This is a genomic window from Candidatus Nitrososphaera sp. 86-2, assembly GCF_056726185.1.
Genome location: NZ_JBWZON010000001.1, coordinates 1,681,743 through 1,697,296 on the forward strand (window position 1 = coordinate 1,681,743; position 15,554 = coordinate 1,697,296).

The 15,554-nt window shown below is 40.5% G+C and carries 9 protein-coding genes; 7 read left to right on the plus strand and 2 right to left on the minus strand.

Annotation, left to right across the window (positions count from 1 at the left end; genetic code table 11):
- Positions 1 to 106: 106 nt before the first annotated feature.
- Both ACYOR7_RS10125 and ACYOR7_RS10130 read left to right on the plus strand, forming a co-directional pair.
- Positions 107 to 397, plus strand: coding sequence for a hypothetical protein (locus tag ACYOR7_RS10125; RefSeq protein ID WP_479913826.1), 291 nt, complete (start codon positions 107 to 109; stop codon positions 395 to 397).
- Between the two features lie 336 nt (positions 398 to 733).
- Positions 734 to 1,054 (plus strand): hypothetical protein, encoded by a 321-nt coding sequence (locus ACYOR7_RS10130; protein ID WP_479913827.1) that lies wholly within the window; start codon positions 734 to 736, stop codon positions 1,052 to 1,054.
- Between the two features lie 40 nt (positions 1,055 to 1,094).
- On the opposite strand, the gene ACYOR7_RS10135 is transcribed toward ACYOR7_RS10130, so the two are convergent.
- Positions 1,095 to 1,382, minus strand: a complete 288-nt coding sequence (locus ACYOR7_RS10135) for a hypothetical protein (protein ID WP_479913828.1) — start codon at positions 1,380 to 1,382, stop codon at positions 1,095 to 1,097.
- A 580-nt stretch (positions 1,383 to 1,962) separates the two neighbouring features.
- On the opposite strand from ACYOR7_RS10135, the gene ACYOR7_RS10140 reads away from it, so the two are divergent.
- The 5 genes from ACYOR7_RS10140 to ACYOR7_RS10160 all read left to right on the plus strand — a co-directional run bounded on the left by ACYOR7_RS10140 (position 1,963) and on the right by ACYOR7_RS10160 (position 14,069).
- Entirely contained in the window at positions 1,963 to 3,849 is a 1,887-nt protein-coding gene (locus tag ACYOR7_RS10140; RefSeq protein ID WP_479913829.1) for a type I restriction-modification system subunit M, read from the plus strand.
- 106 nt (positions 3,850 to 3,955) lie between these two features.
- Positions 3,956 to 5,743: a hypothetical protein gene (locus ACYOR7_RS10145; RefSeq protein ID WP_479913830.1), complete on the plus strand. Its 1,788-nt coding sequence runs from the start codon at positions 3,956 to 3,958 to the stop codon at positions 5,741 to 5,743.
- Between the two features lie 9 nt (positions 5,744 to 5,752).
- Positions 5,753 to 7,372, plus strand: coding sequence for a methylation-associated defense system protein MAD7 (mads7, locus tag ACYOR7_RS10150; protein WP_479913831.1), 1,620 nt, complete (start codon positions 5,753 to 5,755; stop codon positions 7,370 to 7,372).
- 43 nt (positions 7,373 to 7,415) lie between these two features.
- Entirely contained in the window at positions 7,416 to 12,665 is a 5,250-nt protein-coding gene (locus ACYOR7_RS10155; protein ID WP_479913832.1) for an ATP-binding protein, read from the plus strand.
- A gap of 15 nt (positions 12,666 to 12,680) precedes the next feature.
- Positions 12,681 to 14,069, plus strand: coding sequence for a restriction endonuclease subunit S (locus tag ACYOR7_RS10160; protein WP_479913833.1), 1,389 nt, complete (start codon positions 12,681 to 12,683; stop codon positions 14,067 to 14,069).
- A 119-nt stretch (positions 14,070 to 14,188) separates the two neighbouring features.
- Here the strand turns inward: ACYOR7_RS10160 and ACYOR7_RS10165 are convergent, their stop codons facing one another.
- On the minus strand, positions 14,189 to 15,481 hold the full coding sequence (locus tag ACYOR7_RS10165; protein WP_479913834.1) for a patatin-like phospholipase family protein: 1,293 nt from the start codon (positions 15,479 to 15,481) through the stop codon (positions 14,189 to 14,191).
- Between the last annotated feature and the right edge of the window lie 73 nt (positions 15,482 to 15,554).

Here is a 15,554-nt window from a genome sequence, read left to right on the forward strand (position 1 = left end):
TTAGTGGGCTTTGATGATATTGCAGAGAAATTCGGCGTCGATACGGCCAGAATTGTCTCTGAAGTAACAAAGGACAACAGGCCGCCTGAAGAGAGAGAGGAGAGAGATGGAATACGTCAGACAGCTAAACGTAGCATCTGCAGAAGCGTGCATTGTCAAGTTCTGCGATGTATGGGCCAACATTGCCGACTTGCCATCGGGATACGTCGATGACAAAGATATGAAGCGTACAAAACAGGTAAATAAAAAGCTAGTATACTTTAATGCAATCAAGCATGGTTTGCAGCAAGACAAATTCAAAGATACTGACCTGCAAAAAGGCGTTGACAGACTAAACAAGCTCCTGGCAGATTATAGAAGACGTATCGACCTCTCTGACCCGCCAAAGGCGAAATAAAAGAGACTAATACATACAAAGAGAGATAGTAGCACTCAAAGGCGAGGATGTAACTTATGCCTCAAGGACCCTTTCACATAGCCAGACAGAGAGACAGAGCGAGAGAAACACAGCCAAGCGGAGAAGCACAAGAGAGGAGGGGAGGAGAGACGGACGGCTCTCCAACTTGAAGCCTCATCTCAAGAAATAAGTGTCATAGCTCAAATCAGTGGCCGACGCCGAGCCCCACAAGAGTATCCTGGTCTTGACCTTACTTTCCATCTCTTCGGTACAAAACGGAGTTTATTGCCATATACTTTAACTGCTTTTAGATATGGTATATGCGGATGGACGCGTGTGTGGAAGAAAGACGACATGAGAGATTGGGAGGAACAGGATAACAGCAACGCAGGTAAGAAGAAAGAGAAGAAGCTCGTCGAGAGATTGTACGAACAGATGGACGCTTTGACTCCAAAGAGTGGATACAACCTTGTACGAATTGACCCATGGTCAATACCGGATGGGGATGACGCACTTACACTGCTGGGGCACTTTGACAACTACCAAGAGGCCGCCGACGCTAAAAGGAAATTCCACACGCACAACATCACTATTTACGGTCCGAGGAACAAGGAGATGGACAGTAAGGGCTGGCAGCAAATCATGGCATTGTCTTGATGTTTGCGTATATACTACTATTACTATTTGCCACCGCTTATTATCCCTGTGCTCTCTCTTCCACCCATTTGCACATTCGATCATAATTCTTCAAGGCAATATCGTAGCACATTCCGCTAATGGAGTTTATCGTACCGACCCTAACTTTCCTTGTCATCCAGTAGATGAAGTTGTAGTTTCTGTCAAGCTCCTCAAGGAACGCATGATTCAAACCGGCCTTTTCAGCCAGAGCTCGAATCTGCCTGTGACGCTCTTGTCCATACTGATAGTTCTGAAGACCCTGGGATGCTGCGTGTTCCACCAGTAGTTCAGCGTCTACCTCTGCCATTGGCCCGGGTGGAGGTTGAACCAATTCGTCAAGGGCTACAAAAGTTACACCGGGTTAGGCTTCAGGAGGATAAAGGAGAGGGAACACATCAAGTAAGAATAAACTTCGTTCAGCAGCAGACAAAAAGACATTTGTTAGTAGGATCATTAACGGTGGGAAACACTCGCTTCGAAGGTCTTGAGGATACATTTTCCGCATGCAAATAGGAAAGACCAATTTACGGCAATAAAGTCTCTATTATGTCTTACCAAGGCTTGGTTGATCTAACGGAGAGATACTGTTTGGAATGCTAGCAATCCGCAGGCTTTTCGAAGTATTTGCTTGGAGGGCAAGAAATAGTGGTCACGAAGAATATGCCATGAATGTCAGAGTAGGGGTTTGTCAAAGAAAGGTCAAAGAGCCTCTCCGGCTATGCGATATAGGCAGAAATCAGCAATTTCGTACTCATTGTCAAGCGTTGCTTTACTTCTATATTGTTGATAAATCCATTGAATTTGCATGACCTGCCAGGTTTATTCGAAGGGAAATTTTACAATATAATAAGAATCGTTTTTATGCTTCCCTACGAATTCAGTGGTAAATGCTTTCTACCGAAAGGGAAGTTATTCCCGAGGGCAAGGTCAAGGATTTCATTACCGGGGCGCTGAAGAAAGCCACTGCTGAGGAAATAATTAGACAAAACATCGAGAAGAGCATTTTCTACGAATACGGATACGATACTAAGCAAATTGCAATAGATGTTCCTATTAAAACAAAGACAGGTAACAAGAAGGCATCAATTTGCGTCTACAATGAAATAGGAGGCATGGTGCCTAAGAAGCCTGAGAATGTGCATATTCTTGTATTAGTAATCAACCCCGAAATTTCTTCGAAGGATAACAATAGTGGAGTAGAGAGACTGAAGGATATCATGGCTGCAACCTCCGCGAAATTTGGGCTCTGGACAAACAGCAAGGAGCGTGTAGTACTTTCCAAAGTGGAAAAGAGGTTTGAGGTCGAATTTGATGATATCATCGACTTTCCTATTAAGGGCCAGTCGCTTGAGGATATGGAGAAAGAGACCAATGTCAAACTAAAGACTGCGGTCGGATATAATCTCCTCTATACCTTCAGACGTTGTCACGATTACATTGCATCAAATCAAGGGCTTCAAAAACAGGATGCTTTTTGGGAATTTCTAAAACTAATCTTCTGTAAGATCCATAATGAAAGAAATGGTACGTCCGAATTTCGAATCACCAACAAAGAGAGATCAATAAATCAGAGTCTCATAGTTAAAAACCGTATTGATAGACTCTTTAACGATGTAAAGAAGACTTATAGCGATATATTTGGTACAAACGAACGGATTGAACTCGAGCCAAGAGTTCTTAATTTTGTAGTTAGCCAGATGTATAATTACGACCTACTAAACTCTTCTATCGATGTAAAGGGTGCGGCTTATGAAGAAATAGTCGGCTCTAATCTCCGTGGAGATCGTGGCGAATTCTTTACGCCACGTAATGTTGTTAGAATGGCAGTGTCCATGCTTGATCCTGAGCCTGGAAAGCTAGTTTTAGATCCTTCTTGTGGTACAGGTGGCTTCTTGATAATCGCATTGAAAAACTTTATGGATAAGATTAGAACTGAGACTGCATCTGAACCAAATAGACTACAGCCCTTGATCAAGAAAAATGCAATAAATTGTGTGTTTGGCATTGATATCAATCCGAGCCTAGTTCGAGCAAGCAAGATGAATATGGTACTAAATAATGATGGTCAAGGAGGACTATTTCGTGCCAACTCATTAGAGAATCCCGCTATGTGGGACAAGGCTATGCAAGTCAACATATCACTGAACAAGTTTGATTACATATTTACAAATCCCCCATTTGGCGCGAAATTACCGGTTGATGACGAAATGATACTACAGCAGTTCGATCTTGCTCACAAATGGACCAAAATAGAAGGAAGGTGGATAATGACAGGAGGTTTACAAAGATCTCTCCCACCAGAAGTACTATTCATTGAGAGGTGCATCCAATTCTTAAAACCTGGCATAGGAAAGATGGCAATAGTAATTCCGAATGGGATATTGGGAAACCCCGGTGATGAATATATACGGCATTGGATCCTAAGACACTGCCAAGTACTGGCAAGCGTTAGCCTACCTGTCGAAACATTCCTGCCACATGTAGGCACTCAAACGAGTGTGCTTTTCTTGCGTAGAAAATCGCAAGAGGAAATGATGCTTGAAGAAGCTTCTGGTCGGAGGAATGAGTACAAGGTTTTCATGGCCATTGCTGAAAAGGTTGGCAAAGATAGACGAGGAAATATCCTCTTTAAGAGGGACGAAAACGGCAATGAAATTATCATAAAGAAAAAAAATGAATTCGGCCAATTTGTAGAAGAAAAGGTAATAGATGATGACCTCCCGAAAATTGCTGAAGAATACACAAATTTCTTATCAAAAATGCGTAATAATTAGATTTAGAGCTGAAGGTATTAAGATACGTCGTCACTCTCGTCGAAACAAGCAACCTGCACGTATCATAGATAAGTAAAAAAAGAGGCTTCTACTAGAGGTAATATCATTGGATGACTTTCGCGAAAGAATAGTCGTTAAGAAGCCAAATGAAAACCCATATGTTAATCACCTTCTCACTCTTTACAGCCAGAGCAAATCCTCGAATAAAGGGACAAGAGGGCTCGATGACTTTGGAAAGATGACTTATGTAGATACTAAACTTGATGAAGAGTTGAAGCCGCTTATCTTGCAAGGGAGGCTCAGACTCGCAATAATAACCGGAAATGCCGGCGACGGCAAAACCGCATTCATTCAAAGGCTAGAGGAAGAGGTACGGTCTCGTTGTTCTTCTTTTGAGGCCAGATCGAATGGCGCACGATTCATTCTTAATGGTTTAGAAGTTCAGACTAATTACGATGGTTCCCAAGACGAGGGGGCACTTCAAAGCGACGAAGTCCTTAAAGCATTTTTCTCCGAGTTCCGTGGAAATTACATACCGACGTTTAATACCAAACTCACAAAAGTCATTGCAATCAATCAAGGAAGACTACTGGACTTTCTTCAAACCTATAGACAAGAATTCGATTGGCTTTTCAAGCTGATACAGGATTATTTCGTCTTTGAAATATATCCTGTAAATCGCGATGTTTGTATTATTAACTTGAACGCACGAGCCATAGTAAATGATCTTGACAACTCACGGTTCAATGATTCTATTCTTGATAAACTACTCGATGCATTTATTGATGAAGTTATGTGGACACCATGCGAATCTTGTGATATCAAGCAGAGATGTTATATCAAATACAATATTGATACCTTGCGTGACTCAGAGAAGGGAAAGTACATTAGGTCCTCGTTGAAGAGGCTCTTTCTCACTACTCACATGCGTGGACACCTTCACATAACAGTTAGAGACCTTAGATCTGCGATATCATTTATCCTGTTTAATATTTCAAATTGTCAAGAGATTCACGAGCTACAAACAAATGAAGAAGAGATCCTATCTAGATTTTATTACAATGCTGCGTTCGGCTCGCAATTCAATGACGATCCTCAGCTTAATGACAGGCTATTAGCTCTTCTGTCAGAAATTGATGTGTCTCGAGTATCTAATCCAAAATTGGATGGTGTGATTAATTTCATGCCCGAACTAGTGCTGCCCTTGAAGAAGGCATATGATATTGAAAAACTGACAAAGTTACGAAATATGAAGTCATATGATCCTTTTCAACAAGATAAAGAAAGGGATGCACAGAATATTTGCCATAGGAGTATACGAAGAAAAATCTTTTTTGAGACTAATTCTAGTTACGAGACCACAAGTGCTACTGACATGCTGCCATACAAGAAACTAGATGAATTTGTCTCAATAATGCTTGGAAGAAAGGACCTTGACTCGATTCGCAGAGATATAATATTCGCAATTTCTACAAGTGAAGGTATCTACAACCAAGAACTAGCGAAAAAATACGTTTGCATCAAGATTAACAAGCGGGCTAAATCTGAAGTCAAGAGTTTCTATGTTCATGAAGCGTATGATTTTACTTGTATCAAAGATCACAAGTCTTTTCATCCATTCGTTGAGTTTGTGCCAAACGCGATAATCTTTATGGAGAAAAAATCTAAGTTCGCATTGAGGATAAATCTCGATCTCTTCGAGATGCTCTATAAAATTGCTAGTGGATATTCTCCTACTCCAAACGAGATGAAGGGATCGTTTTTAGATCTTTTGATGTTTAAGAAGCAGCTTGGCAGCATTTCATCTAACCGTCTAATAATTACTGATAACGATCGAGATTTCTATGAGGTTAAGAGAGTGGACGATAGATTGGTAATGGATAAGATGGTGTGACAGACTAGTATGAGGCTTACAAAGAAACACACAGAATTTGCTTTTCCTCAGGTGACATATCTTAACGCTCAATCTCTCTACATAGATAGAATATTTACAAACTTCATAATGCTCACCAAATTTAGGGGACTTCTGCCCATTGATACCCAAAGGAAAAAGATTACGATTAACGATATTATTTCTTCGATTCTTGAGAATCCAAAATTATTTGAAAATTTCAAATCTTACAAAGAAGTAGTTGAAAAGTGGATATCAAGTGATTTTCTAGATGTCGTTTTCAGAGATGACCCTTCGAAAACAAGTCTCGTTTCAATGGTGCCACTACACATTAACTCCTACAAGCTTAGCGATCCTAAGAAAGCAAAAGCCTACGGTGGTTTGGAGGCGGCAAGGCAACTATACACAATGTTGAATTCCGCTTCGCCGGACATTATCGAGTGGCTTCGTAGATTTCTTTACGTAGGAGTCGACGAATCTAGTGATATGATGAATTCCAATACGACTAAAGACCTTGAAACAGATATTGTATTGAGAGTACTATCTGAAACGACCAAGGATTATCCTAATACGAAATTACAGCGGGATTATTATCCTCCTTTCTGTATTGGCCAAGCCAGAATTTTGGCAGATGATATCATTCGATTACTAGCCTATCAACAAAGCGTTCCCCGCAGGGTGTTAATAGAGTACATTAAGATAGTAATGAGTCTTCATCTTGGTCTTCACACCATTAGAAGCTTCTACGAGCTTGAGGACATGCTTAAGAACTCCTACATGTGTCGATCAGAATGCCAAATTGAGGCATCAAAAGGCAAGTTATTTGAATGCACGAGGTATAACAATATTGCAATTATTGCCGATCTAGGGGAGGATTACCGGACACATATGGCAGATTTAGCGAAAATGAGTGTAGTTGAAACCTTCGAGGAAATCAACGGTTACCTGAAGAATTACTTGATCTTAAAAAAATTGGATGAATTCGCAGATTATCTTCTTCGACGAAGCAAGATCACAACGAAACCAAATGAACTTCTAGGTCTGTATAGTCTAAGGGATATGGATAGAACAGAACTTGATGCATTTTTTCTTTCGCTAATTCAAGATCTCGTTGAACTCGATAGAGAAGAAGAATTGGACGATACCATAACCAGGATACAGGGCCTAGGGTTAAATAACTTTGAAACATACATCGAAATTCTACTTAGTGTGAGGCTGGCAAGGCTCAGGGCCAAACACATAGAAATGATCGATACATTGCTGTTAAAAAATTCCGAGTCGGGACTCATACGTCAGGGAAGAGGAATAGCAAATAAGAGACGTTTCTACATAGGTAGCAACCTATTAGAAATCCTTGTACAATTAGCAGTAATTCGGATAGATCCTAATACAAACAAATTCTATACTGCTCCAATCTTAATAGATGACTTTGTAGACTTTCTGAAGAATCGATATGGCATTTATGTAAATTCATTGCCCCAGAACAAATCTCCATCAATGCAGGATCTCGAGGCTTTCAGAATCAATGTTGAAACTTTAAAGAGTAGACTTCGAGAGCTTGGCTTCTTTACCGCCTTGTCGGACTCTTATAGGACACAAATTATTCATCCACGATTTAGAATCGAGGTTTAGACCCATGAAGCAACATAGCAGCTATGTTGAGGTAACTCAAAACTTGGTCGAGCAGGAATTATCAAAAATAGCTAGTAGAGAGTTAGAAATGGAGCTATCTAGAAAAAGTGCAGGACACTGTATCCAAGTCATAGATTTTCCGACTAGCCTAATGATTGACTTGTGTAAGAATCTACGTACTTTACAAAACTCAAGTAAACTTCAGTTGGAGTCCTATGTATTAGCAAGGCAAGCAAATGAGGAATACGAGATAACTCCCACCAAGCTAATTGAAAAAAGAAATGATCCAAATTTGGGTATTCTAGTAGCATTTATTCCTCCAGATCTTAGAACTGCTGCAGAAGATTCCTTTGGTCAAAGCACGTTTGAGATATTTTCAATAAAAGACATCTATCATAAGGCAATTGAGAATTTGGTTGATGAAATCAAGCCCGAATACAAAGGAAAGCTGTTAGAGATCATTGATCATCCTACGGTAAAGAGTACAGCTGGATCAGAAAGGGTACTGCGATACTTGATCGCATTAATACAAAATGGTTTTGATGAGGAAGCGATTGGTGCATTCCTTTTTTATTTGGGACTGTTTCCGGATCTGAAGCTAGCTAGTCAGACAGTCGCAACATCTGTAAAGATTAACAAGAATGCAAGAGCAGTAGAAATCTTGTCAGAACAAGGTTCAAGTTTAGTACGGAAGATAAAGGATCTGGAGATGGATGATCGAGTAGGATTGATTCATGGACAAGTAAGCAAAGACCTATACTTGTTCTTGAAAGAACGGTTAAAGATTCATGATAAGGATTCTTGGCTAAAGGCCATTCTTGACGATCCAGACATTAGAAAGAAGCTGACTTTTGATAAATGGGAATTTAGAGCGGAAACACTTCCTGGAACAGGATTGGACATCGCTCTTTATCCATTGGATGATTTACTCCGACCAGATATCAATTCTCCTCCAATAATGAATTTGGGACAACAGAAGAGATTGAAGCTGAAATGGAAAGTATCGCCCCCTGATTCGGAACTCCTTAGCAAATTTTCAATAGATATTCTATACAACGATACGGTTTTGGCTTCGAGGAAATGTTCATCATCAAAAAGGTCTCTAACTATCGACTTTTCGAGAATGTTTGGCGCGGGATTGGAAGCAGCAGAAGAGGGGATATATACAATTCTACTTTCTGCTTTGAATATTCACGGTTCTGTAATTGGGTATGATATAAGTGAACCATTCCTTGTTGAAAAAGGACAAGATGAAACCGATTCTCCATCAGGGAAGGAAGGGCTTGAACAAAAACTACAATTCGTATACACTCTTAGTGAAGCCGAAGTTAGAGCTTTCATTGACTATAAGAGACGAGAAAAGGACTTGTCAGCATCTCCCGTTTTAGTTTGGCAGGCAGATACAAGGAAGCAAAATCTTGCCGTATTGAAAATCAAATACGATAATGATAACACCTTTGGACTGAAAATAATACCGTCGCTCAAAGAGTTAGAATTAGAAATCTTGAGTGATCCAGAATCACTTGGGATGTATTCTATAGAAATCACTGGAGTACATCGAATTGATTCTGGTAAGCATAGTCTAATTTCACCCGAGGGAATTGGCCGGCAATCACAAGAATACGAAAAATTCCTTGAAAATCGCACGAGACTCTTCAGCGCAATCGCAAATAAAAAGCAAGGAGAGAACACTATTGCGATTATAGAACTAGTGGATCTCACGAGTCTGCAGGAAGAGATAATCGATTATGCGGTATCTTATAAGGGGTTATTGTCGTCAATCGCTTCTGCCATTAAAAGCGCAGGCACTGGCGAATTAAATAACTTAATTGAACTCAATAAACAAATTGCCAGTATCGATACTATTGATCTATTTAGAGCAGAAACCAGTACGTCAATGTCGAGAAAGATTATCGCAAAATTAATGGCTCCAACGCATCCACTTAAGCTACTATGGCTTCTGCAGTATCAACTATTCATTAAGTCTTGCATAAACCTAATGAAGAACCAACCTAAAGAAAACATTCAATCATCGCTCATAAGGGATGTAATCAGTAAACTAACCAATATCGATTTTCCCCTAACCGTTTTGGATGAGAATTCAAGAATGTTTGCTAATGTTGACAACATTAGTTTCTTTTGGAGCTTGTTTGTGCCTGTAGGCACTGAGGATATGCGTAGCCTGATTAGCGACATAAAGAAGCTTTTCGATCTTAAGGAGGAGCAGGAATACTTCACTGTAATTGGACCTGACGATATTTCCCTCAAAATAGAGCGCTATCTTCGACAACACCCATACGTTAAAACTCTAAAGATAAATGTGATACACCCAGGCAGTGGAAAAATAATGCTAGATACGCTATCGCGGCTTTCTCAAGCAAGAACTGATATAAATTATGATTTTAAGTTCTTTTCCCCTGAACAAAGAGACAAGATGGGAAGCGCATTTGATGATTTGATGACCACCGAAGGAGAAATTGCTAATAGTCTTCAGCTAGATGAGCTGCTCATAGCCAGCAAAAACCCGTTATTTCCGCGTTTAACCTATTCAAAGCATAGTCTTCAAGAACTTGAAAAAGGGAACTCAGATCTAGATGCTCATCTTACGTTTCTTCTTGATTTCTTCAAGGTAACGCTTAACAGTAGGCCTCCAATAAAGAATAAGCAATCCTCCTTCCTGCATGGGTTGATCAATGAATATGTTACAGACTTCAATACCATGTACGGGACAGTCACATGGTCTCGTCAGATTAGACCTAATATGACAAAAGATATCTTGGAAGAATGCAAGACATCTTCATTAATCTATGAATTGTATTCCCTATTCAATGGCATTATATGCTCGATTTCAAAAAAGGACGAAGCAGTCGACCAACATCCAACAATCCAGCTTGAGCTAGATGAGGAACAAAAGAAGATCATTCAACGAGTCCACACTACTTCAGATTGGGTAGTTACAATCGACAAGAACTTTGGAATAGAGTATTATGACAATCCCTTCGACCCTTATTGTCAAGTCTATCTGATCGACTATACCCCTGACTTCATTGCCGATATAGGCCATAGGCTAATAGTTTCAACCCAAAATATTACCGAACTATCCAATATCATAAAGCCATCTCTCATTAAATTTGGAATTGCTGCAACCAACTTAATTGAAGAACAAATCATCAGAATCTTACAATCAATATCCGGAAGGCTAGTTCTTAAATTGCTCAGCAGCCCGACAAAAGCGACTGAAGCCATTAGTATGGCCCTCGCACGGCTTTTTATGCAACAGACAGGGTTTCTAGATAATCAAATCTTGATACCTCTTGATTCGCATATCGACCTATTGAAAACTGGTCAATCTGCAGTTGTTGATAGACTCGAAGATGAAATTTCTCTAAGCCGAACTGACCTCCTGCTTATTGGTTTTGATATTCAAAATTCTAAGCTATGTTTCGACCTAATCGAGATAAAGTTTCGAGAAGATCCTTCCATGGAAGTACTAGTTGATGTAAGACAGAAGGCCAAAGAGCAGATACGCAACACTGAACTGGCACTACGAGGACTGTACGAAATTAGAAATCCGGATAGGATAGACAGGAAGCTCCAGACAAAAGAACTCACAACGCTTATCACATTTTATGCCGAACGAGCGTTAAGACACAGGATAATTTCGCCCAGTGAATACGAAAATATTCTTAAAGCGGCTCAGATGTTAGATGGTCCATATGCAGTTCACTTTTCTAAGCATGTGCTAATCTTTGGTGGGACAAATAACTCGAAACCTGTATCTAGTGATAGCGACGAAGATATTACGTTTTACTATCTTGATTCACGCGCTACGGAAATAATGTTGAGACATCATGCAGAAAACGTCGGCCACAGCTCTATTCATAATAGAGATCTCGGTATTGATTATGAACATTCTTGCAAAGAAAACGCGGACGTAGATGATCACACGGAGATAAAAAAGGAAAGTGAAATAATGTATCCTCCAGTACTGAAAGAACAAGAAGTGAAGAAACAGGGCCCATCACAGGCACCTGAACCGGAAAGAGATGTCGAGATCATCGATTCCAAGACCACAATTGCTAAGCAGGAACCTAGGCATGACATAATGATCGGTGCCTCATTCAACACTCCACAATATGGCCTAATTGGAAAACTACTCGACAAAAAGGTGGCCATTGATCTCAATGGAGTCAATACAATAAGCCTATTTGGAGTTCAAGGAAGTGGCAAGAGCTATTCTATGGGAGCCATAGTTGAAATGGCATTGATACCTATACAAAACATAAATCTATTGCAAAAACCGCTTGCAACAATTGTATTTCACTACAGTGAGAACGAAACCTATGTTCCAGAGTACATTAACTTGTCAGTGGCAAATGATAATGATAAGGAAATTCAAAAACTAAGAGACGATTATGAAGCGCAGCCGACACGTATAGAGAATATCGTGGTAGTAGTCCCCGAGAGCAAGTTGGATAAAAGGAGGCAAGAATATCCTAACAGAATAGTCGATCCAATACTTTTCGATCCAACCGAGCTTAGTTATAACGACTGGTTGCTTCTGATGGGTGTGCCGGGATCGGATCGGATGTACATAAAAACGATTCAACTGATATTGAAAAATCTCAAAAGTGAATTAGGGGGAATCACTTTGAACAGAATTGAATCGTCAATAGAAGCGTCTGAAGAGCTCAATGAAGGTCAAAAGAGATTAGCAAGGACTAGATTGAGATTTGCAGGTGAATTTCTACGCGAAGGATTCAGTCTACAGAAATTCGTGAAGCCTGGGACTTTAGTCATAGTGGATCTAAGAAATGAAATGCTTGACAAAGATGAAGCCATGCGTATATTGATTGTCCTACTAAGTAGATTTAACAATGTCAAAATAGATGGAAAGAATGTCAATAAATTAGTCGTTCTAGATGAGGCCCATAAATACTTGCAATCAGAATTCGCGCAACAAATTGCCACAGTGGTAAGAGAGATGCGGCATCAAGCCACCTCAGTTCTGATAGCGTCACAAGATCCCCCGTCCGTTCCAAAAGAGATCATCGAACTCTCGTCAGTAGTAATCTTGCATAATATGACTTCGCCGGATTGGCTAAAGCACATTAAGCGCGGTGTAACCGCTTTAGAATCACTGAAGCCTTCCGAATTGAATACTTTGCAAAAGGGAGAGGCATATTTATGGGCTAAGGAATCTACTTTGGAGCTCTTAAAGCATAAAGCGATGAAGATTAATGTAAGGCCCAGAGTTACACAACATGGCGGCGGGACTATAACTGCACTTTAGTAAGGAGAAGTCTGCATGATCATAAGAAGTTTAGAAAGTAAATTCCTATATGAGGAATCTTTGAGGCTCTCAGCGTCATCATACAACATGGAATACCTGACGGTGCTCGACCAGCTAGACAAGTGTCGTTTACGACTCAAGAACCTTGCTTTCTTTGCCGATGCCTTTTTCCCAATTCTTTTCAAAAGGACCTACGTCGAGAGATCCTCCTCCTCCACTCCATTTCTTTCAACATCTGACATGATGCAACATGAGCCTGTCGATCTTAAGTTCATTCCCAATGCAACGCCAAATATTGAGGAATATACTGTAAAGTCCGGTTGGATCTTAGTGTCGAGATCAGGAACTGTGGGAAATATAGCAATAGTAACAAAGGATATGGACGGAATTGCTGTTTCCGAACATGCAATCCGGGTGGTACCGAAGGATATTAGATACAGAGGATTCCTTTACGCATATCTTGCAAGTGTATATGGACAACAACAGTTGAAAAGTAAGATCTCGGGTTCTGTATTAGATAGTATCTACGAGGATGACGTTCTTAACATAGTTATTCCCGATATTCCAAGTTATCTAGTGAACAGATTTGACAATTTGGTAGAACAAATTAATTCAAAACGCGTCAAAGCGAATTCTTTGTTAAAAGGCGCACGAGATATTGCGAATAAGGAACTCGGAATTGAGGATTCTGCGTTTAGTTATTGTCTTAGCTCATATTGTATCGATCATGTACCCAGCGTAGAGTTGATAGATCAGCTTGATGCTTTCTATTATGTTGGTTACGTCGGGGAGGCCAAGAAATTACTTGCGCAATATCGTGGAACTAAATCTACTTTAGTAGAGGAGGGCTTCAAAATTTGGCGACCCCAAATCTATAAGGTCAATCTGGCAAAGAACGGAGCCCCATTTTTTACTGGAGTTGATCTCTATAAGTCACACCCAAAGGCAGAAAAAAAGGCGTTAATAAAATCTGGACCGAACGAAGGTAGAAATTTGAAGATAGAAAGCGATACGATGCTTATTCAAGGAGATGGTCAGCGCTATGGATTAATTGCTCGACCCTTATTAGTGACACCTTATTTAGATGGTGTATATGTTGGGAACCATCTAATCAGAATCTCTCACAAGGATATTAAAGAACTCGCCTACTTGTACGCCCTTCTTGATACAGAATTCGGCAGGAGACTCCTATTGGGACTAACACATGGCACGATGATTCCAAGCTTAGATGGCACAAAAGTGGCAACAATGACCATTCCTTGGCTGCCCAAAAATATACGTGAAAAAATTGCTGACATGGTACTGGAGGCATACAAATTAAGGAATGAGAGTTATTTTCTCGAGGACAAGATGGAAAAAGAGCTTTGTGAGAATCTTGATAAGCCGTTAAAGCAAGATGGATAGTTGCAGGTCGATAATTAGTTGCACAGATGATATGTAGTAAGAGTACATGATGAAAGAATGTCTTTGGATATTTTTTTGTGATACTGCAATTAATTAACAATTGACGTCACTCTTACTCTTTATATTTTCTGCAACAACGCATCTTTTGCCGCTAGTTCGCCCTCCTTGATAGATGTACGAATAGTTTCCATCGTAAAATCTGCATTTTCGAAAACGTGTGGGTATTTTTCTTTTCTAGATATGTAATATACGCGCTTGATTTCTGCACCGCGCTCTTGTTTAAATCTCTTGTACTTGCCCTTTATCTTTGCAACTGTTGCCTTGTCCAGCTTTGACCGCTTTACATTATCTTGAACGATTTGATATAGCTCGTCGATGAATCGAAGATACTGTGTTATCACTCTTGACATCTTTACGTTGTGCAGAGTCTTGTCACTGAAAATGATGTCCCGGGCCCTGTGAAACGTCTCTGGAAGATTCTCTGGAAGACTGGCAATATTCTTTGGATAGTTTTCAACCAGAAAGATCTCTTTATCCAGAATTGGAGATGCGTCTATGACCTCTCTTAAGGGAGTGTTGCTCAAAAGCCCTCCATCCCAACAATAGAGCCCTTTCTCCACTTCTATCCACGGAAAATAATACAGCGGGTAAGCAGACGTGGCCAGTATGTGCTTGGAAGTAATTTCCTGTTTTGAGCTGTCAAACGTGATAGATTCGGCAGTCAATACGTTTGTTGCAGTTATTATCAGGCGAGAGTTTGGATTTCCTTTTGGTCTTAGCTTGTTGTAATCGATATAGCCAGCAAGCGTCTTTTCTAGCGGCAAAAGGTCGTACAGATACGTCCACTTTTTTGGTGTGAAAAAAAGAGGATCACTGAGGGCATAGTCCGGCGCCCACCTGGGCTTGAACATCTTGTCATTCCCAAACACTGCCGAGCGGCTAAAAGACAGCAGAGACTTTGGCCGTGGATCATCTGTTATAATTGCCAACAGGCTGGACAACGCAAGATAGTATGGGTCCATCAAAGGCTGCTGCTTCAACCAGCTGCTGCTACCGCTTGGAAAAATCTGGGAATTATTGGACAAGCCCTCGGGTCTCAAGCTTCTTGTAAGGTCGTTTTCTTCGGCAAGTTCAAGCCAAAACTGTTCAAGCGCTTTTTCTGGATGATCTTCTTTGCTGCCTGCAATTATCGAGGCATTTACGCCCCCTATAGAAGTGCCGGCTACTATGTCTAGTTGATTATGCTCTTTGCTTTTTGCAAGTGCCTTAAACACGCCGCAACCAAAGGCACCGAGTGAGCCTCCGCCTTGAAGTATAAGCACCTCTTCTATCTTATTTGCTACGGCTCTGTTACTACTACTACTGCTGCTGCCTTTATCCGACATGATAATTAACAGCTGGGCGGCAAACACAAGAACGAAACGGATCCACTTTCGGGCAATTCCGACGTGCGCTATGTCGCAGTAATGTTGTCTTGGTTCCAAC

Excerpts from the sequence above, each read along its gene's own strand:
- ACYOR7_RS10125 (WP_479913826.1), top strand. The coding sequence starts at position 107 with ATGGAATACGTCAGACAGCTAAACGTAGCATCTGCAGAAGCGTGCATT.
- ACYOR7_RS10160 (WP_479913833.1), top strand. The coding sequence starts at position 12,681 with ATGATCATAAGAAGTTTAGAAAGTAAATTCCTATATGAGGAATCTTTG.
- mads7 (WP_479913831.1), top strand. The coding sequence starts at position 5,753 with ATGAGGCTTACAAAGAAACACACAGAATTTGCTTTTCCTCAGGTGACA.
- ACYOR7_RS10135 (WP_479913828.1), bottom strand. The coding sequence starts at position 1,382 with ATGGCAGAGGTAGACGCTGAACTACTGGTGGAACACGCAGCATCCCAG.
- ACYOR7_RS10140 (WP_479913829.1), top strand. The coding sequence starts at position 1,963 with ATGCTTTCTACCGAAAGGGAAGTTATTCCCGAGGGCAAGGTCAAGGAT.